This window comes from Nonomuraea composti (assembly GCF_012034275.1).
Lineage (GTDB): Bacteria > Actinomycetota > Actinomycetes > Streptosporangiales > Streptosporangiaceae > Nonomuraea > Nonomuraea composti.
On record NZ_JAATEP010000002.1, the window covers coordinates 497,432 to 517,480 of the forward strand.

Below are 20,049 nucleotides of genomic sequence, written 5' to 3' on the forward strand. Positions count from 1 at the left end.
CCCCTTCGCCACCGTCACCCCTTCCCCTGCCTTCACCCCTTCGCCACCTTCACGCCGCCGGGCTCTGCGATGGCCTGCCTGCGGCGCCGCGCCCCGCCGCAGGTCAGCTCACCAGGGCGAGGTAGTCCGACACCGCCGAGCCGTCACCGGCGTCGGAGATCAGCCCGACATGCCCGTCCGGACGGATCACCACAAGAGTGCGGCCGGTGGCCCTGTAGGCGCGGGCAAGATGACCTCCGGCGTCGGCGACATCACCGGGGCCGACCGGCCGCCCGACGACCCGCAAGATCCTGAGCCCGGGCGGAGGAGCGTCGACCGCGGGCACGGCACCGAAGCACAGCAACGTGAAGTGCCCGCCACGCGTCAACTCGAACAACCGCCGCTCACCACCCACGGTCATCAGCCCGGCCGCGTCGGGAGCGCGGTCCCCGGCCCGCAGCGGTGAGCCCTCGCCGCGGTCGCCGGCGTGGGACAGGGCAGCCTTGTCACGGTCGTCGGCCGCGACAGGGGCATTCTCATCGCGGTCGTCGCGGGCCAGGACGGAGCCGCGGTAGCTCACGCCGAGCTGCGTCGTGCTCGCGTCCCGGTGGGTGACGAGCCCGTTCTGCGCGAGTGCCTGCTTGAGTCGCGCGTCCGAGAGCGCGAGCACGCTGGCGCCGACCGGTCGCCGTTCGGCCTCGTAGCTGTCGAGCAGCGCGGGCGAGGCGCCTTCGGCGACCGCGGCCAGCTTCCAGCCGAGGTTGTGCGCGTCCTGGATGCCGGTGTTCATCCCTTGGCCGCCGGCGGGGGAGTGGATGTGCGCCGCGTCCCCGGCGAGGAACACGTCACCCTGGCGGTAACGAGCGGCGAGGCGCACGTTGGCCCGCCACAGAGACGCCCACCGCGGCTCGTGGAGGCGCAGGTCGGTGCGCCCGCTGCGCCGTTCGAGGATGGCCTGCATGTTCGCGAGGCTGAGCCCGGGGTCCTGGCCCGGCGCGATGCCCGCCTGATACTGGAAGAGCTCGGTCGAGGGCAGCGGACAGAGGTTGACGTGACCCTCCTCGTGCCGCCACATGTGCCAGGCGTCGCGGTCGAGCCCGTCGGCCTCGACGTCAGCGACGATCATGCGCACCTCCTCGCGGGTCTCACCGTCGAAGGCGATACCGGCCTGCTTACGGACGACGCTGTGCCCACCGTCGCAGCCGACCAGCCGGCGCGCGTTGATCGTCTCGGTCGCACCACCCTTGACGACCACCGCGGCCACACCCTCCTCCAACTGCTCGAAGCCGCTCAGCATGGTGCCGAACTCGACGGCGCCGCCCAGCTCCGCCAGCCGCGCCCGCAGCGCTTCCTCGACCCGCCACTCAGGCGTGATCAAACTCGCCGGGTACGGAACGTCGGGGCGTGCCTCGGCGGTCTCGCCGCCGCTCACCGTCACCCGGCCATCGGGAGCGGTCGAACGCATGGGCATCGCCATCCGCCCGTGAGCGATCACCCGTTCGACGACACCGAGATCGTCGAACACCTCCAGCGTGCGCGGCTGGACCCCCTTGCCCCGCGACCCGGGCTGTGGCCCGGAAGCAGCCTCGACCAGGCGAAAGGGCACGCCGGCACGGGCCAGTTCGCAGGCCAGCGTCAACCCGGTCGGCCCGGCGCCGACGATCAGCACCGGCACCGTCGTGCTCGTCGTCTTGATCATTCTCACTCCTCGCAAGAAAGGAATTCCTTTCTATCCGAGGAGGGGGAGAATTGCCAAGAAAGGAAAACCTTTCTATCCTGGGGGCGATGATCACCGACCCGTCCCAGCCCGCCCGCCGCCGCCGGCACGGCAAACAACTCGAGTCCGAGCTGCTCACCGCCGCCTGGGACGAACTGGTCGAGACCGGATACGCCCGCCTGACGATGGAGTCCATCGCGGCCCGGGCCCGCACCAGCGAGCCCGTCCTCTACCGCCGCTGGCCCAACAAGGACCAGCTCGTCCTGGCCGCCATCCAGCACTACCGCGACACCCACCCGGTGCCGCTCCCTGACACCGGCGCCCTGCGTACCGACCTGCTCGCCCAGCTCACGGCCGTCAGCGAAGCCCTCGCCCCCTACTTCGCCATCGCCGCTGCCGCCGCGTTCTCGGGCCTGCTGGCCGACACCGGCCTGACCCCCGCCCAGGTCCGCGACCAGCTCATGGGCGCCCACCCCCTCCCGCCGGACCGCGCCCTCTACCAGCGCGCCCACGATCGCGGCGAACTCGACCTGAAGCGCACCCCGGCCGCGGTGCTCGACCTACCCTTCGACCTGGTACGCCACGACCTGCTCATGAACCTCCAGCCCCCGCCCAGGGCCCGCATCCTCTCGATCGTCGACGACCTCTTCCTGCCTCTGGTGCGGGGCGCGTAGGCAGAGCACCAGTCAAAACCGTGTTCACTGGCCGCCGACCCGCAGGTGGCGGCGCGCGGTCAGGAGCTCTACCGCAGGCTGGGCGAGCGGGGCGCCGTCCCGGCAGCACTGCCCGGACCGATCACCTGCCGCGCGACACGTCCGGCTCCGGGCGGCCGGACGTGAAGCCGAGGGGCCGTCAGGAGACGGTGAGCGTGCCGTTCGTGTTACGGGCGCACGTGACGACCGTGCGGGGCGCCGCGGCGAACGCGCCGGCCAGGCACTGACCGAGGACCGTGTGGCCGGCGGCATTGGGGTGCCACGACTCCTGGCAGGTCTGGAAGTAAGTGACGCAGGTGTTCGCCGCCCGCTGGATGCCGATCTTGTCCCAGCCGGACAGGCTGGTGACGAACGTGCCGGACGGCCCGTCCTGTACCCGGACCGGTGTGGCGAGCGCGCCCGCCGGGCTGCCCGGGTTCTCGCAGAGCCTGGCCCCGTCGAAAGCCCGCTGAACGTCCAGGACGCGCACGTCGGCCGCCGGACGTTCGGCTGCCAGCGTGGCCTGCGCGTTCTTGACCAGAGAGCCGAGGTTCTGGGAGAACGTGTGCCCAGGGGCGAGGCTCGCCCGATGGATCGGGCACCCGGCGGCGTAGCGCTCGGCGCCTAAGGCGCGGAACTTGTCGCGGGTGTCGGTGCGGCCGTCCTCCTCGTGGTACTCCGGGGCGAGGTCGGGCGGCAGCGGATTGGTGTAGGTCTGCAGGATCACCTGGTGGGTGCCGTCGGCGTCGATCTGGGCGAGGGTGTCGAGGATCTGGCGCAGGGCCGCGGTGGTCTCGGCGGTGGCGGCGGCGACCTCGGTGTCGGTGGCCAGGTCGGAGGCGGTGCAGGGCTTCTGCGGCACCTCGCCCTTCAGATAGGCCCAGAACTCCCACCAGCCTGTCCAGGCGTCGGCGATGAAGCGGTTGGCGCACAGCGTGGCCACGTCGCCGAAGGTGAACTGGGTGTTGTTGGAGCCGAGGCCGACGAGGACGACGTCGATGTCGTGGGTCTGGGCGACGGCGCGCAGCTGATCGAGTTGCGAGGCGACGGCGCGGCCTTCCGGCCGGGCGCTTGAGGGGTTGGCGATGTCGGCGGGCTGGGCGCCGGAGCACGCGAGGTTGAACCGTTGCTGGATGCCCGGGAGCGACGCCGTGACCACCGAGGCGTTCGCCGACCGGTGGCAGAAGTAGGCGTTGCTGTTGGCCGCCGACCAGCCGGGAAAGCCCTGCGCCGCACCGGAGGCGTCAACGACGGGCTGGTAGTCCCCCGCGCCCTCGCCGCTGACGAAGCTGTCGCCGAGCGCGACGGCGGCAGTGGGCAGATCAGCGCGCAGAGCCGCCTGCGCCGATCTGCCCTGTACGGCCTGGATGCCCGCCTGCGCCGATCTGCCCTGTACGGCCTGGATGCCCGCCTGCGCCGGTCCGCCCTGTACGGCCTGGACGCCCGCCGCGCTCACCAGGAGCATGACAACCGAGGCGGCACGCTGCAGGAACCTCATAACCGCCTCATTTCCTACTAGATAAGTACGAAATGCGCACGTGTGGATCACAACATGCCGCACCAACGGCGTCAACACTTCCAAGGGCCGCACTGATACGTCTCCTGACCGGATGTACGGGCGGGGCGGTGATGCCCCGGCGCATCGCCGGGCTCCCGTGATGGCGACCTGCTCGCGTGTCGCTGCTGTGTCAGACGCTGGTCTCGGTGATCGGGCGGACGCGGGGCCGGATGCTTGCAGAAGGCGGGGAGGTGAGCATCGCCAGGATGAGCGGGCATTGGGGCAGAAGGGGAAGGCTTGTGCTGCGAAGCTCTCCTGGCCCGCACCCTGATGCGGTGGCCGCATTCTGGAAGGGCTCCGTTGGGGCTGTGGCAGGGCGGCGGTGGAGGCCGGTGGCGCGACCACGACCCCGAGCAGGGCGAGTCCCAAGGCGACTGTCATGCTGCGAGTCCGCGGCGACCGTTCAGATGGACAGGGCCGAGCGGCGGAGCGTCGTGGTGGGGTCGGCGGCGCGGCGGCGTAAGGGGCAGGCCCATACCGTCACCCGCCAGAGGGCTTCGAACAGGACGCCGGCGTTCATCTTGCTGGTGCCGTTCGTCCGGTCCACGAACGTGATCGGCACCTCCGTCACCACGTATCCGAGGCGGACGGCTCGTAGCGTGAGGTCCACCTGGAAGCAGTATCCGCGGGACTCCACCTCGCCGCGCAGGATCTCCTCCAGGGCGGCGGCTCGGTAGATGCGGAAGCCGCCTGTGGCGTCGGCGACGGGGAGGCGCAGGGCCGTGCGGACGTAGCGGTTGGCCAGGCGGGACAGGAGCTCTCGTCTGCGGGGCCAGTTCGCCACGCGGCCGCCGGGGGCCCAGCGGGAGCCGATGACGAGGTCGGCCTGCTGGGCCGCGCGCAACATGGCGGGCAGGCGCTCGGGCGGGTGTGAGCCGTCGGCGTCGATCTCGGCCAGCAGGTCGAAGCCGCGCTCCAGGCCCCACCGGAAGCCCGCCAGGTAGGCGGCGCCCAGGCCCTCCTTGCGCTCACGGTGCAGGACGTGGACGCCGTCGAGGGCGGCGGCCAGCTCGTCCGCGATCTGGCCGGTGCCGTCGGGGCTGTTGTCGTCCACGATGAGGATGTCGGCGGCGGGCGCGGCCGCGCGGATCCTGGCGACGATGGCGGGCAGGTTGTCGCGTTCGTTGTACGTCGGCGTGATGACCAGGACGGTGCTCATGATCGCTCCTCAACTCGCGTGCCGGTAGTCGGCCCAGGCGCTCGTCCACGGGGCTCGTGGGCCCGAGCAGACCGTGATGGGCAGGCCCTGCTCCTCGTTCGCGACTCCGGTGCCGTGGTCGACGACCCCGGCGGACTCACAGGTGGTGAAGCGCGGCCGCAGCCGCTCGGGCGGCAGCCCCACGGCGACCACCGTCCGCGCCGTCTGCGGCGGTGGGCCCTGGCGCCACAGCTCGTTGTGCCCGCTGTAGACGGGGATGCCCGGCGCGAACCGGTTCAGTGCGCCGGCCTCGCCATAGTTCGCAGTGATGACGACCGTGCCGGGCGGCAGCGCCCGGTGCACGGCGGCCACCTGGGCGGCGAACCGCGGCCAGCCCACCGACTCCCTGGGCACCTCGTTGGGGGAGGAGCTGAGCGCCGAGAGCGGGAGAAGCGGCAGCGCCACGGCGATCCCGATGGCGGAGGTGCCGAGCAGGCCGCACCACACCGTACGGAATCGGGCGCGGCGGGCCTCCATCCACGTGGCGACGGGCACGCAGCCGGCCGCGAAGGCGAAGATCACGCTGCCGGCGACGTAGTCGGCGCGGCCTCCTGACGCCCAGCCGAGCAGGACCGTCACCAGGATCGTGATCGCGAGCGGCCGGGTCTCCCGCCGCCGGCGCAGCCACCACCACCCGGCGACGGCGATCGCGAACGCCCCCATGCTGAGCAGCGCTACCAGCATCGGCACGAACATGATCCGGTTGATCGGCTCGCTCAGCGTGGCGGCCATGGTGAGCTGGGGCCAGCCGTTGAGGGCCTGGTAGAGCACGTTCGGCGAGGCGAGCAGCGCGGCCAGGAGCGCCCCCGACCAGAACCATCGGTCGGCGAACACGGCGCGCGGCCCCTTCACGGCCAGCCCGACGGTGACGAGCAGGCCGGTGGCCAGCCCGGTGAGCAGTAACAGGATGAGATGCTTGTTGAACGTGGCGGCCCCCGCGACGGCCCCGGCCGCCAGCCACCAGCGCCCGTCGCCGCGCAGCAGGGCCCGCAGCACGCACAGGACGCAGGCCGTCCAGAACACGAAGTCGGCCGACTGGGTCAGCAGCGTGTGCCCCGCGACCAGCGGGAACATCCCCGTGCCGAGCCCGGCGGCGGCCAGCGTCTGCGCGCCGCGGCGGCCGCCCAGCTCCCGCGTTATCGCGGCGCCCAGCAGGATCAGCAGCCCCGCGCACAGGGCCGGCACGACGCGCAGCCCGACCAGGGTGTCGCCGAACAGCGCCGTGGACAGCCGGGCCAGCAGCGGGGTCAGCGGAGGCTGGTCGAAGTATCCCCAGGCGGGGGTCTGGCCGAGCAGCCGGAAGTAGAGCTCGTCGCGGTGGTAGCCGTAGAAGGGGCTCAGCAGGAGCAGGGTGGCGACGACGGCGGCGGCGACGGAGCCGGTGGCCCGCCAGGCGATCGGCGGGAGCGGGGCAGCGGCGGCGGTGGCGGCGGTGCGCTGCGGGCTGGGGGACTGGAGCAACATGCCCCAACGTTCGCCGATGGCCTGCCCGCCCGTCGTCTGGCCGTGGACGGAACGTGGGTCAGACCTCGGGCATAGGGGACGGCTCCCCTGGGAGTACGACGCCGTGGTCGAACGCGAAGACGACGGCGGCGGCGCGGTCGCGTACCGCCAGCTTGAGGAAGATCCGGCCGACGTGGGTCTTGATCGTGCCCTCGCCGAGCACGAGATGGCGGGCGATCTCGGCGTTGGTGAGCCCCCGGCCGATGAGCTTCAGCACGTCGAGCTCGCGGGAGGTGAGCTCGCCGAGCCGCCGGGCCGCGTCGGGGTCGGTCACCGGATCCGTGCGGTAACGCCGCAGGACCCGCCCGCACACGGCGGGATCCAGCCAGCCGTCACCCGCCGCCACCGCGCGCACGGCCCGCTGGATGTCCTCGGCCGGCGCGTCCTTGAGGCAGAAACCCGACGCGCCCGCCCGCAGCGCCGCCGCCAGCACGGCGTCCTCGCCGAACGTGGTCAGCACCAGGACGCGGGCGGCCGGATCCGCGGCCAGCAGGGCGCGCGTCGCCTCCACGCCGTCCATCCGCGGCATGCGGATGTCCATGACGACCGCGTCGGGACGGGCCCGCGCGACCTCCGCCAGCGCCGCCTGGCCGTCGGCCGCCTCGCCCACCACGTCGAACCCGTACGGCTGGCGCAGGATCGTCCGCAGACCGGCCCTGGCCAGCTCCTGGTCGTCGACCAGCACCACCGAGATCATGCCGGCAGCTCCGCCCGCACGACCCACCGGTCGTTCTCGGGGCCGGCGGTGACCTGGCCGCCGACCATGCGCACCCGGTCGGCCATCGCGCGAAGTCCCATGCCGCCATTGTGCCGGGACGGGCGGCCGGGTAAGACGTTGGCGACCGTGGCCAGTACGGCGCCGTCCTCCGCGACGCGCAGCCGCACCTCCACCGGGCAGCGCGGGGCGTGCCGGCTGGCGTTGGCCAGCGCCTCCTGCACCAGCCGGTACAGCACCATGCCCGTCGTCGGGCCCACCGACGGCAGCTCGCCCTCGACGCCGGTCTCCAGCTCCAGCCCCGCCGTCCGGTACTCCTCGAACAGTTCGGGCAGCCGAGCCGCCGTCGGCTGCGGGGCGACCACGGCCGGGTCGGCGCCCTCCTCCGCCAGCACCCGCACCACCTTGCGCAGCTCCGCCATGCTCTGCCGGGCCAGCCGCTCCGCCTCGGCGACGCCCGCCGCCGCCTCCTTGGGGTCGTGCTCGAGCGCCAGACGTACCCCGCCCAGGTGCAGCACCGTCACGGCGAGCGTGTGCGCGACGATGTCGTGCAGGTCGGCGGCCAGCCGCTGCCGCTCCGCCAGGGCGGCGGCAGCGGTCGCGGCGCTCTCCGCGCGGTGCAGCCGCTCGCCCACCGCGATCCGGTAACGCACCACCCAGCAACCCCAGAAGACCAGCGTCGCGGCGGCCAGCCAGTTCGGCCAGCCGGGGTCCGGCGTCGTGTACGCCGCCGCGCCCACCACGCCGAGCGAGGCGAGCCACATGACGACACCCGGCCACAGTCGCAGCGTCAGCGCGACGAACCCCACGTAGCAGACCAGGATGAACCAGCCGATGCTGTTGATGGCGAGCGCCGTGAGCGCGGCGATGGCCACCGGGGCCAGCAGGCCCGCCACCTCGGCGGGGCGGCCCGGCGCCGTGCGGACCATGACGAGGCAGGCGGCGACGAAGGTGACCCCTCCGGCCAGCGACCACGCCGGGGCGGCGGGCCACAGGCAGTCACAGCCGTTCGCGCTGGTCTGCGCCCACGTCAGGGCGACCAGGAGCACGAGCAGCGCGAAGCCGGCGGGGTACAGCCAGCGGGGAGTCATCACCACATCGTAGGAACCGGGCGTGCCGCACGCATCAGCCCGCAGTCATACCTGTCCTCTGCCCACGGTCAGAGGCGGTCGTGCCTCGCCTGACGGCCGCCGCCACGTCGGCGCACTCCGGCATGCCTCGGCCGCCGCTTCGCCGGCGCTCCACGCACGCCCTGACGTGCGGGGGGCGGAAGAGTGCGACCAGCCGGGCGGCGGTGCGCACGGACGGCGGGCAGGCGTGGACGGCGGGGGCGGGCGGCCGGTGGTCGCGGCGCGCGACCTCGCGCTCATGGGCTGCTGCGTGCACGGCTCCGTGCTCAGGGGCCTGGCCGGGCGCGGCTCGGTGCGCAGGGTCTCAGCGGAGGCGGCCTCCTGGTTGAGTGCCGCCTGGCCGGGTGCGGCTGCGCGCTCATGGGGTCGTGGTGGTGTCCGGGCGTGGGCGGAGGGCGTCGGTGAGGAGGTCGAGGAGGCGGGTCGTCTGGTCCTGGGGGGCGCCGGCGGTGATGGCGAGGAACACGCCGACGAGCATCGTGGTGACGTCGTCGGGCTGGACGTCGGCGCGGAGGGTGCCGGTCGCGGCGCCCCGTTCCAGGAACTTGGCGACCGTGGTGGTGACGCGCTCGCGGGAGGGAGGCGCGATGCGCCCTGAGGAGAATCCGGCGCGCAGCGTCTCCGTCATGCCGCGCTTGGTGGCGACGAACGCGGCGTACCGCTCCATCCAGGCCCGGAGCGCCACGTCGGCGGGGTGCTGGTCGAGCAGGGCCGGGACGATGGCGGTGACGCTGTCGAGCTCGGCGGCGTAGACGGCGTCCACGAGGCTCTCGCGGGTGGGGAAGTGGCGGTAGAGGGTGCCGATGCCGACCCCCGCCTCGCGGGCGATGGCCTCCAGCGCGACCGGCCCGTCGGCGGCCGAGAAGGCGGCCTGGGCGGCGGCGATGAGCTTGTCGCGGTTGCGCCGCGCGTCGCGGCGGACCGGCTGGCCTGCGGGATCGGACGGCTCTTCCGGGTTTTTGGACGGCGGCGTCGCGGACCGGCTCAAAACGGAGGCACCTCCGGTAGTGTTAGGCTGAGTTGTAACGGAGGCCCCTCCGTTTCACGTATTCTCTCACGAGAGCAGGTATGACGTGACATCCCAAGGTATGCCCGCCTCCGGTACCGCATCCCCGGTCGCGCGCCCCGGCGGCACCGGAACGATGGCCGGTCGCACCGTCTCCCGCGTCGGGTACGGCGCCATGCAGCTGGAGCGCCTGAGCAACGACCGCGACGCCGCCGTGGCCCTGCTGCGCCACGCCATCGACCTCGGCGTCGACCACGTCGACACCGCCCAGTTCTACGGCCACGGCTTCGTCAACGACGTCATCCGCGAGGCGCTCCGGCCGGACGACGACGTCCTGGTCGTCAGCAAGGTCGGCGCCGTCTCCGTCCCCGACGGCCCCATCCCGCTGCGCCTCGCACAGCGGCCCGAGGACCTGCGGGCCGGCGTCGAGGCCAACCTCGCCGCGCTCCAGGTGGAGCGGATCGACGTGATGAACCTGCGGCGCGTCGACTCCGGCATCAGCGTCCCCGTCCCCGACGACCAGGTCATCGACCTCGACGACCAGCTCGCGGAGATGATCGCGCTGCGCGACGAGGGCAAGATCGGCGCGATCGGGCTGAGCAGCGTGAGCCAGGACGTGGTGCGCCGCGCCCTGCCCGCCGGCATCGTCTGCGTGCAGAACGTGCACAGCCTCGTCGCACGCGAGGACGACGACCTGCTCCGGCTCTGCACCGACGAGCAGATCGCCTGGGTGCCCTACTTCCCGCTCGGCGGCGCGCTCCCCGGCCTGGCGAAGGTGACCGACGAGCCGGCCGTGCTCGCCGCCGCCGAACGGCTGGGATGCACCCCGGCACAGATCGGCCTGGCCTGGCTGCTGCACCGCGCGCCCAACGTGCTGCTCATCCCGGGCACCGCCGACGCCGCCCACCTCGAAGCGAACCTGGCGGCCGGCTCGATCGTCCTCGACGAGGAGACCCTCGCCGCCCTCGACGCGATCCCGACCCGCCCGTTCCCCACCCTGCACGGCTGAGGAACCCCGGCTCCCCTGCACGGCTGACGAGCCTCGGACCCGGCTCACTTCGCGCCCCGCGGTCCTGACGGGCCTCGGCCTGCTGCTTCGCCGGACGGGTGCCCCGCCAAGGAGCGCCGGACGGGGGCCCGGTCCCGTCCGGCGCTCCGTGCGTGGGGTCAGTTTCTCCGCAGCGTCGCGGACTTCCAGTGGCCGGGGTCGCGCGGGTCCTCCGAACGCACCGTCAGCGTGTTGCCGTCCGCGCCGAGCGTGAACGTGGCCGCGCCCCACTCGAAGTCGCAGTTCTCGCCGTTGGTGCCGTAGATCCAGCGGACCTCACCCTGGTACGTGGGCGCCTGCCCGGACAGGTGCACCTCCACGCCGCCCGACGGGTACGTGCACCCGCTGTTGGGCTCCACCCAGTCGGGCCCGTGGCGAGTGCCTTCATAGGAGCCGCCGCCGACGTCCCGGAGGTCCAGGTATCCGCCCCAACGTCCGGACAGGTCGGGAGGCGGCTTCGGGGTGACGGTCAGCTCCTTGTACGCGGAGCGGTCCGCGGCCCGGCCCGTCACGGTCAGGCGGTACTGGGCCGGGTTCGCGGGGGCGTCGCCGCGCAGCGTCACCCGGCCGCTCCCGTCGGCGGTGGCCGTGGCGACGGTGGCGTCCCCGACCGTGAGCCGCACGCTCTCGCCCGCGTCGAACCCCTCCGCGACCACCTCGATCGCGGCCTCCGCCTGCACCGACGACGGCGCCCGGACGAACGTGACGTGCGGCGCGGGCCGCTCCCTGACGGTGAGCGCGGCGTCGGCCCGCCGGTCGGCGCTCGCTCCCTGCGCCGTGATCGTGTACTGGCCGGCCGCGATGCCGGCGGGGACGGCGTCGGGCAGCACCGCGACGCCCTTGTCGTCGGCGGTCCGGACGCCGAGCTCGCCGCCGCTTCCTCGCCCTGCCCAGGAGAACGTGATCCGCTCGCCGGCCTCGAAGCCCGTGGCGCGGGCGCCGGTCGAGCCGCCGGTCTCGATCTCGGTGTCCGTGAGAGCCAGCCGAGGGGTGCCGGGACGCGGCGTGACCGGGTCGCGGCCCCGCCCCTGGTCCTGGTTCCGGCCCTGGTCATGCGTCGTGTCCCGCCCCGGGTCCTGCACGGGGTTCCGCCCTGGGTCCTGTACAGGGTTCCGTCCCGGGTCCTGTACGGGGTTCTGGGCAGGGTCCTGAACGGGGGGTTGTCCCGTGTCGGGCCGTTGGACGGTGCCGACCGGCGGGCGGGTGGTGGAAGAAAGCTGCGGACCGGCCGCCGCCGGGGTGACGACCACCGTCGACGGGTCGGCGGCGGAGCTGGGGGAGGCGAGGCGGACGCCGATGACGGCCGCCGCCGTCACCGCCACGGTGGTGGCGACGGCGACCGCCACCGTCGGCCCGCTGAAGAGGGAGCCGAAGACGGACCCGCCCTTGCCCAGGAGGGTGACCGCCCCGGCGGCGCCGGCCCCGCCGCCGCCCAGCCCCAGGAGCAGCCCGAGGGCGCGCTTGCGGGCCTTCTCCTCGCTCTCGAAGTACGCCGCGTCGTCGTCCGCGCCGGCGTTCGCCGCCGCGGTCAGGCCGAGGGCGAGGACCTGGCCCCAGGCGCCCCACCGCAGGGAACGGCCGAGCAGCGGCGCCGCCGCCCTGGCCAGCGCCCGCGCGGGATCGTACGCCTCCTCGCTCACCGCCGCCCGCAGCACCGCGACGACGACGGCGGCCCCGGCCGTGACGTCGGCGCGGGGAGCGGTCCGGAGCCAGGCGGCGAGCCGGGTGGCGTACCCGGCCGCCTCGTGCCGGCCGCGCGGGACCGGCGTGCCGCCCGCCAGGACGTGACCGGGGCCGGCGCGCTCGGCCAGGCGCAGCCGCCGCAGCTCGGCGAGCGCGGACTCGGCCTCGCCGGGGGAGGGCAGGCCGGCCAGCGCGGCGAGCGCCGGCGCGGGGACCGGCACGCCGGGCAGCGCGGCCAGGGCGCGGACGGTCGCGGATCTGTCGCCGTCCAGGGATGCGACCAGAGCGCGCGCGGCGGTGTCGGGATCGGCCGCCACCGCCTGCACGCCGGATGTGCGCATCAGGACGGCGGCCTGGAGCAGCGTTCTCGGGTGTCCGTTCGCGGCCCGGCACAGCTCCCGAACGGCGGCACGCTCCTCCTCGCTCAAGACGCCGGTCCGGCCCGGGGCCACCTCAGAGGCGCCGGTCGAGCCCGGATCCGCGTCGGAGGTGGCCGAGGTGCCGGCCCGGTCCGGGGTCGCCTCGGCCGTGGTGAGGGCGATGGCGTCGGGTTCCGCGAGGCCGGCGAGGGGGAGGACGTGGCCCTCCGCGCCCAGGAGCCGCCGCGTCGAGGAGAGCAGCAGGGTGGCGCCGGGGGTGGCGTCGAGGAGGTGTTCCAGGGACTCGGCCGAGCCCTCGTAGCCGTCGATCACGACGAGCGCCCGTACCTTGCCCATGAGCGCGCGCAGCCGCTTGGGCGGCGGCAGGTAGCGGGGGCTGTCGTAGCAGGCCTCGAACAGCTCCTGGACGATGTCCTCGGTCTCCATCCTGGCGCCCGACAGGTACACGACGTCCTCGCCGGCGTCGAGGGCGTCGCGGGCGATGCGGGTCAGGACGGCCGATTTGCCGATGCCGGGCGGGCCGTAGACGAGCACGGGGGCGCCGCGCTCGGCGAGCCAGCCGCGGATGCGGGCCAGCTCGTGGTCGCGGCCGATCAGGGTGCCGGTGCTCTCCGGCAGCCAGCGCGGGTCGGGATGCTCGCGCTTGCGCACCGGGACGGGGCCGCCCTCGCGTTCGGTGACGATCGTACGCTGCTCGGTGTATTGGAAAATGTTGTGGTCACCGATGAGCACGGCCCCGTTATTGTCGCCGCCGATGCTCATCCGGACGTCGTCCGGCACTTTTCCCTCCCCTTCGGTCGTCCTTTTCGCGGCGGACGGGCGGTCCGGCGGCGTCATCGCGGCTCCGGGCGGTGAATGCGGGCGGTGTTGTGGTCGCCGATGATGAGGTTGCCGTTGTTGTGCCCGCCGACGTGTACGTGCGCCGTTCCCCCAGGGCGGGAGCGGAGCTCGCGGAGCAGGGCCGTGAGCTCGCCGGCGCGTTCCGGGTGTCTTGTCAGCAGGTCGGCGATGCGTCCCTGCCAGTGGCCCGCCGTGACGGATGGAGAGAGCTCGCTGCCGCGCAGCGCCTGGCCGGAACGTTCCAGCTCGGCCTCCTCCGCCGGCACCCGCGCCGGGTCGCCGCCGCTCAGGACCCGGGCGATCCTGGCCCGCGCGCTCGTCCAGCCGTCAGAGACCATCGCCTGGACGAGGGCCTCGGCCGCCGCCCCGGCGAGGGCCAGCACCTCGACGTCCATCGCCACCCCTTTCTCTGTGCTATTTCAAGCGGCATTCAACCGCTTTTATGGACATTTCCGGAAAAGTGAAGCAAGCCCCCTTCTGTCGGCGCCCCTATTCGCCGGCAGAAGCCCCCGTCCCCCACCTTCATGCTGAAATTGAACAACGCATCCGCCCTTCCGAGAGGCTGCGGCGAATTACCCGTACAACTCCGTACAGGGCCCCCTAGCATGGGAGACGGCATTGCCCCCCGAAGAGGACCTCAGGAGACGCTCGTGCAGCAGCAGGTCCCCGGCGATCCCCCCGCCCCCGCGCACATCACCACCCGCGAGGAGTTCGCCGCCGCGCTCAGCCGCCTGCGTGAGGACGCGGGCATCTCCGTACGCGCCCTCGCCGCGGCCGTCGGCGGGCAGAGCGGCACCATCGGCGACTGGCTGGCCGGCCGCGGCCTGCCCGCCACCTCCTCCCGGGACCTGCTGGTCAAGGTGCTGCGCGCCTGCCGGGTCAGCGATGACGCCGCCCTGGAACAGTGGCTGGCCGCCTGGTCCCGGGTACGCCGCCAGCCCGGCCCCCGCCCCGCCGGGCCCGAGCCGTACCGGGGGCTGAACGGCTTCGGGCCCGAGCACTCCGACTGGTTCTTCGGACGCGAGACGGTCACCGCGCGCGTGATCGCCGAGCTGACCCGCTCGCCCGCGCCCGGCCGGCCCCTGATCCTGGTCGGCGCCTCGGGGTCGGGCAAGTCCTCGCTGCTGCGGGCCGGCGTGGCGGCCCGGCTCGCCGGCGCGGGCCGCCGCGTCGAGACGTTCACGCCCGGAGCCCGGCCGCTCGACGCCCTGAACGCGCACACCCCCGCACCCGGCTCCGGCCCGGTCGTGCTGATCGTGGACCAGTTCGAGGAGGTCTTCACCCTTTGCGAGGACGCGGCGGAGCGGCGCGCGTTCATCGACGCCGTGTGCGCCGCAGCCGCGACCGGGCCCGTGGTGCTGGGCCTGCGGGCCGACTTCTACGCCCACGCCATGCGCCACCCGGAGCTGCTCGCGGCGCTGCAGGACGGGCAGATCACCATCGGCCCCATGAACGAGCGCGAGTTACGCGACGCCATCGAGAAGCCGGCGCTCAAGGCCGGCGTCGAGCTGGAGAAGGGCCTGGTCGAGCTGGTGCTGCGCGAGGTCGCACCGCCCGGCGGCGGTCTGTGCGAAGTGGCGGTGTCAGGCGGTGGCACCGGCCGGGCCCGCGAGGCGCACGAGGCCGGCGCCCTGCCGCTGGTGTCGCACGCCCTGTGGGCCACCTGGCGCAAGAGCCAGGGGCGCAAACTGAGCATCGCCGCCTACCAGGAGGCCGGTGGCATCGAGGGTGCCGTGGCGGAGACCGCCGACCAGGTGTACGAGTCGCTGACCGGGTCGCAACGAATCCTGGCGCGGCGGCTGTTCCTCACGCTGGCCCACATCGCGCCCGACACCGCGATCACCCGCCGCCGGCTTCCGCTGCCCGACCTGCTCGCGGAGCTGCTTCCGGCCCCGGGCGACGGGACGCAGGCCGCCGAGATCGAGGACGTGCTCGACCGGTTCGTCGCCGAACGCCTGATCACGGCCGACGCCGACAGCGTGCGGATCAGTCACGAGGCGCTGCTGTCGGCCTGGCCCGAGCTGCGATCCTGGCTGGAGGAGGAGCGGGCCGGGTCGGCCGTCGGCCGCGACCTCGCCGCCGCCGCGGCCACCTGGGACAAGGCCCACCGCGCCGCCGACTTCCTGTACCAGGGGACCCGCCTGGCCGTCGCCCGCGCCTGGGCCGAGCGAGCCGGCGGTCACGCGCTGTCTGGTCACGCGGCGCCCGCCCAAGCCGTGCCCGCCGTCACGGCGCCCGCCCACACCGTGCCCGGCCGGCTGACGCGGGAGTTCCTGGCCGCCTCCCTGGCCAGGGAGCAGGCCGAGGCGGAGGCGGAGCGGCGGGGGACCCGGCGGCTGCGGCTGCTGGCCGCCGGTCTGGCGGTGCTGCTGGTGTTCACCGGCGCGGCCGTCGTGGTCGCGGTGCGCCAGCAACAACTGGCGAACCAGCAGCGCGACACGGCGCTGTCGGGCAAGGTGGCCGGTGACGCGGTCGCGTTGCGGGCGGGCGATCCGGCGCTGGCCGCGCAGCTCGCCCTCGCCGCCCACCGCGTCACGCCGACCCCCGAGTCGCGGGGCGCTCTGCTCAGCGCGCTCGGCAACCCGTACGCCACCGTGATCGGCGCGCACACCGACGCGGTCTACGCGGCCGAGTTCAGCCCCGACGGGCGGCGGCTGGCGAGCGTGAGCCTGGACGGGACGTTGCGCACGTGGGACGTCGCCGACCGGCTCCGCCCCAAGGCGCTGGCCGCGGTGACCGGCGACCCGGCGGGTGTCGCGGCGGCGGCGTTCAGCCCCGACGGGCGTACCCTCGTGACCGGCGGCAACGACAACACCGCGCGGCTGTGGGACGTGACCGCCCCCGGCGGCCCCGCACCGCTCGCGACCCTGACCGGCCACACGTTGGGCATCATCGGCGTGGCCTTCGCCCCCGGCGGCCGGACGGTGGCGACCGTGAGCTACGACCGCACGGCCCGGCTGTGGGACGTCGCGGACCCGCGCCGCCCCGCCCTGCTGGCCGCGCTGGACGCGGGCCCCGCGCCCCTGTCGGCGGTGGCCTTCGCCCCCGACGGCCGCACCTTGGTCGTCACCGCCTCCACGACCAAGGTGTCCGTGTGGGACGTCGCCGACCCGCGGCACCCTGCCCGCCTGCCCGACCTGACCGGCCACACCGGCGCCGTGCTGGCCGCCGCGATCAGCCGCGACGGCCGGCTGCTGGCGACGGGCGCGTTCGACAACACCGTGCGCCTGTGGGACTTCAGCGACCCCCGGCACGTCCGCCACCTCGCCACGCTGGCCGGGCACGGGGGCGGCGTCGTCGCGATCGCGTTCGCCGCCGACGGGCGCACGCTGGCCACCGGCGCCTATGACCGGACCGTCCGGCTGTGGGACGTCTCCGACCCGCAGGACGCGGACGACCGCAACCCGGCCGTCCTGACGGGGCATTCCGGCACCGTCTACACGGTCGCCTTCCACCCCGACGGCGCGTCGCTGGTCACCGGCGGCGGCGACGACACCGTCCGGGTGTGGGACCTGCGCCGGCCGATCCTGTTCGGGCAGAACGGCGGCGTCGCGGCGCTCGCCTACCGCCCCGACGGCCGCGTCCTGGCCACCGGCAGCTACCAGAGGACCAGGCTGTGGGAGGTGTCCGGCCCGGGACGCGCCCGCCCGCTCGCCGTCCTGACCGATCAGCCGAACGGCGTGGACGCCCTCGCCTTCTCCCGGGACGGCCGGCTCATGGCGACCGGCAGCCTCGACTTCACCGTGGCCCTGTGGGACGTGCGCGATCCCACCCGGCCCCGGCTGCTGAAACGGTGGGACGCGGGCACCGGGAACGTGTTCGCGCTGGCGCTGGCCCCCGACGGGCGCACCCTCGCGGTCGCGGGCGAGAAGTTCGACGTCGGGCTGTGGGACCTCGCCGACCCGGCCCGCCCCCGCCTGCTGGCCCGCGCGCCCGGGCACCGCGACGCCGTCGCCGCGCTGGCGTTCTCCCCGCGCGGGCGGGTGCTCGCCTCGGCCGCCGGCGACCGCACGGTGCGCCTGTGGGACGTCGGCGACCCGGCGCGCCCGCGCCCGCTGGCCGCCGTGCGGGCGCACGACAAGAAGGTGCTGGCGCTGGCGTACCGGGACGACGGGCGGGTCCTGGCCACCGGCGGCGCCGACCGCACCGCCCGGCTGTGGCAGGTGGACGACCCGACCCGCCCCGTGCTGCGGGCGACGCTCGGCGCGCACACCGACAACGTGACCGGGGTCGCCTTCCAGCCCGGCGGGCGGGTGCTGGCGACCGGCAGCGACGACGGCACGACGGGGCTGTGGGACGTGCGCGACCCCGCCCGGCCGCTCGCCACGGCCAGCCTCACCGGCCACGCGGGCACGGTGCACGCGGTGGCCTTCGCCCCCGGCGGGACGGTCCTGGCCACGGGCGGCGAGGACTCGACGGTCCGCCTGTGGGGCACCGACCCCGGCCGGGCCGCCCACGACGTCTGCGCGCTGGTGTTCCCCCCGATCACGCGGGCGGAGTGGCGTCGCTACCTGCCGGGCCCGGAGTTCCGGCCGCCCTGCTAGGCACGGGGACGGGCGCGGCGGGCCGGTCGGGGGTGCGGCGGACGAGATACTCGGCGACCGCCAGGGCGGACGCGCCGAGCAGCACCTCGCCGACCGTCGAGACCAGGCGGCTGGCCAGGGCCACCACCGCGGCGGCCGGGGCGGGCAGCACCAGGGTCAGCGCGGCCGTGAGCACCGCCTCGCGCACGCCGATCCCGTCCGGGATGAACACGGCCGCGATGCCGAGCGAGGTGGCGAGCGTGAACGCCCCGACGCACACCATGAGCGAGCGGGACGGCGACGCGCCCATCGCGACGGCCAGCGGCCACACGTGCAGCCCCGTGACCGCCCAGGACAGGCTCTGCCAGACGATCGCCAGCCGCACGCCGCGCACGGACGCGGCCTTGGCCGCCGCCGGGCGGCGCAGCAGCCGCAGCAGCAGCGCGGCGCCCCGGTTGACGAGCTGCGGCCGCACCAGGACGACCGCGATCAGCACGGCGGCGCCGGCCAGCCACGCCGCCTGCGCCCCCAGCAGTTGCACGCCCGCGAGCAGCCCGACCGTGAACCCGCTCAGCAGCACCAGGCTCATGACGAGCGCCGCCGTGGTCATCAGCCGGCCGAACGTGATGCCGTTGGAGGTGGCGACCTTGGCGGTGGCGAGCATGCCGGGCACCCGTCCCGGCAGGTACTTGGACAGGAAGCCGATGAAGAAGACGCGCACCACGCGCGGCTCGCTGACCGGCGGGCCGAGCTCCAGCAGGACGACCCGCCAGGCGAGGAACCCGAGCGACAGCCCCGCCACGCTGGCCAGCAGCGAGCAGCCGAGCAGGAGGCTCATCTCGCCGGCGGCCCGCCGGGTGAACAGGACGCCGACCACGCTCCAGTCCAGCCGCGACAGGCTCCACCCGATGGCCGCGACGACGGCGAGGGTGAACACGACCGCCACCGCCCGCCAGAACCCGCGCGGAAGGTGCGGAAGCCGGACGGGGCTCACTCGCGGGCCCCCGCCGACGGCAGCGGGGCCGGGCCGCCGGCGACCGGCTCGCCCTGCCGCCGCCCCAGCTCGTACGCCACCCGCAGCACCCCCACGCACGCCCCGAGGAAGAAGGCCGCGTGGAAGCAGAGCTGCATCCAGGCCACCCACACCGCGAACCGGGCACCCCGGTGGCGGCGGGCGAAGCCGAGGAACACCCGGTTGCGGTAGAGGAACACGGCCAGGGCCGCCGCCGGCACGGCCAGCAGCCAGGGGCTGAGCAGCGCGAGCGGCAGGGACAGGAACGTGGCGGCGGCCGAGGCGGAGGAGAGCCGGGGGCCCTTGCGGCGCTTGCGGCGGCCGGTGCCGATCATGTCGAGCTGGAAGCCGGCCCGGCCGGAGCCGCGCAGCCGCCGCGCCCGCACCATGATCACCGGCAGCGTCGTGGACCGGACGAACCGCTCCGCCAGGCACCCCCAGAACCGGTCCTCGTCGTCGGCCCTGGTGACCACGGAGGGGGCGACGACCCGCCGGTAGCGGGCCGGGACGCGGGTGCCGAACTCGAAGTCCTCGCCGTCGCGCAGCCGCTCGTCGAGCCCGCCCGCCTCCTCGAACACGTGCCGGGGGATCAGCGTGCAGGACAGGAACGTCGCCGTGGTGCGGCCGCGCTCGTAGTGCTCGCACAGTACCCGGTAGCGCTCGACGGGGCCGTCGTCGTACAGCGGCTCGGCGGCGTAGACGCCCTGCACCAGCCCGCAGCCGGGCGTCTGCCGGTACGCCTTGACCGCATTGCGGATCGCGTCCGGCTCCAGGGCGGTGTCGGAGTCGACGAAGAACAGCAGCGGCGCCGAGCTGCGCGCCACCCCGAGGTTGCGCGCCCCGGCCGGCCCCTGGTTGCGGGGCGACTCGACGATCGTGCACGGGAAGCGCCGGGCGATCTCCAGCGAGCCGTCGGTGCTGACGTCGTCGACGACGACGACCTCGGCCGGCCGGTACGTCTGCGCGTACACCGACTCCAGGCACGCCCGCAGGGTCTTGCGCTTGTTGTAGTTCGGCACGATGACCGCGACGTCATCACGCCAGGCCACCTCGTCGGGCATGTCG

14 protein-coding genes are annotated in these 20,049 nt (G+C 74.3%); 3 read left to right on the forward strand and 11 right to left on the reverse strand.

Features of this window, described 5'->3' with window-relative positions; genetic code table 11:
* Positions 1–103: 103 nt before the first annotated feature.
* Positions 104–1,678, reverse strand: a complete 1,575-nt coding sequence (locus tag HCN51_RS05135) for an FAD-dependent oxidoreductase (protein ID WP_168007233.1) — start codon at positions 1,676–1,678, stop codon at positions 104–106.
* Positions 1,679–1,764: 86 nt separating this feature from the next.
* Between HCN51_RS05135 and HCN51_RS05140 the strand changes: the two genes are divergently transcribed.
* Positions 1,765–2,370: a TetR/AcrR family transcriptional regulator gene (locus HCN51_RS05140; protein WP_168007234.1), complete on the forward strand. Its 606-nt coding sequence runs from the start codon at positions 1,765–1,767 to the stop codon at positions 2,368–2,370.
* A gap of 178 nt (positions 2,371–2,548) precedes the next feature.
* Here the strand turns inward: HCN51_RS05140 and HCN51_RS05145 are convergent, their stop codons facing one another.
* The 6 genes from HCN51_RS05145 to HCN51_RS05170 form a co-directional block, all read right to left on the reverse strand.
* Complete coding sequence (locus HCN51_RS05145) at positions 2,549–3,886, reverse strand: SGNH/GDSL hydrolase family protein (protein WP_206066548.1); 1,338 nt, start codon at positions 3,884–3,886, stop codon at positions 2,549–2,551.
* 463 nt (positions 3,887–4,349) lie between these two features.
* Complete coding sequence (locus HCN51_RS05150; protein WP_168007235.1) at positions 4,350–5,105, reverse strand: polyprenol monophosphomannose synthase; 756 nt, start codon at positions 5,103–5,105, stop codon at positions 4,350–4,352.
* Positions 5,106–5,114: 9 nt separating this feature from the next.
* On the reverse strand, positions 5,115–6,608 hold the full coding sequence (locus HCN51_RS05155) for an ArnT family glycosyltransferase (protein WP_168007236.1): 1,494 nt from the start codon (positions 6,606–6,608) through the stop codon (positions 5,115–5,117).
* Between the two features lie 58 nt (positions 6,609–6,666).
* A complete protein-coding gene (locus tag HCN51_RS05160) occupies positions 6,667–7,344 on the reverse strand; it encodes a response regulator transcription factor (RefSeq protein ID WP_168007237.1) in 678 nt (225 codons plus the stop codon).
* Positions 7,341–8,453, reverse strand: a complete 1,113-nt coding sequence (locus tag HCN51_RS05165; RefSeq protein ID WP_168007238.1) for a sensor histidine kinase — start codon at positions 8,451–8,453, stop codon at positions 7,341–7,343. The genes HCN51_RS05160 and HCN51_RS05165 overlap by 4 nt, the downstream gene beginning before the upstream one ends.
* Before the next feature lie 397 nt (positions 8,454–8,850).
* On the reverse strand, positions 8,851–9,480 hold the full coding sequence (locus HCN51_RS05170; RefSeq protein WP_168007240.1) for a TetR/AcrR family transcriptional regulator: 630 nt from the start codon (positions 9,478–9,480) through the stop codon (positions 8,851–8,853).
* Between the two features lie 154 nt (positions 9,481–9,634).
* On the opposite strand from HCN51_RS05170, the gene HCN51_RS05175 reads away from it, so the two are divergent.
* On the forward strand, positions 9,635–10,507 hold the full coding sequence (locus HCN51_RS05175; RefSeq protein ID WP_206066549.1) for an aldo/keto reductase: 873 nt from the start codon (positions 9,635–9,637) through the stop codon (positions 10,505–10,507).
* Between the two features lie 158 nt (positions 10,508–10,665).
* Here HCN51_RS05175 and HCN51_RS05180 read toward each other — a convergent pair whose 3' ends face one another.
* Together HCN51_RS05180 and HCN51_RS05185 are read right to left on the reverse strand one after the other, a co-directional pair.
* Positions 10,666–13,389 (reverse strand): AAA family ATPase, encoded by a 2,724-nt coding sequence (locus HCN51_RS05180; protein WP_168007244.1) that lies wholly within the window; start codon positions 13,387–13,389, stop codon positions 10,666–10,668.
* Between the two features lie 53 nt (positions 13,390–13,442).
* Positions 13,443–13,844, reverse strand: coding sequence for a hypothetical protein (locus HCN51_RS05185; RefSeq protein ID WP_168007246.1), 402 nt, complete (start codon positions 13,842–13,844; stop codon positions 13,443–13,445).
* A 255-nt stretch (positions 13,845–14,099) separates the two neighbouring features.
* Here HCN51_RS05185 and HCN51_RS05190 point away from each other — a divergent pair, with 255 nt between their 5' ends.
* Complete coding sequence (locus tag HCN51_RS05190) at positions 14,100–17,993, forward strand: nSTAND1 domain-containing NTPase (RefSeq protein WP_168007248.1); 3,894 nt, start codon at positions 14,100–14,102, stop codon at positions 17,991–17,993.
* Here HCN51_RS05190 and HCN51_RS05195 read toward each other — a convergent pair.
* A complete protein-coding gene (locus tag HCN51_RS05195) occupies positions 17,935–18,966 on the reverse strand; it encodes a lysylphosphatidylglycerol synthase domain-containing protein (RefSeq protein ID WP_168007250.1) in 1,032 nt (343 codons plus the stop codon). The two genes, HCN51_RS05190 and HCN51_RS05195, sit on opposite strands and share 59 nt — an antisense overlap.
* Positions 18,963–20,045, reverse strand: a complete 1,083-nt coding sequence (locus tag HCN51_RS05200) for a glycosyltransferase family 2 protein (RefSeq protein WP_168007252.1) — start codon at positions 20,043–20,045, stop codon at positions 18,963–18,965. Before HCN51_RS05200 ends, HCN51_RS05195 begins: the two co-directional genes overlap by 4 nt.
* Between the last annotated feature and the right edge of the window lie 4 nt (positions 20,046–20,049).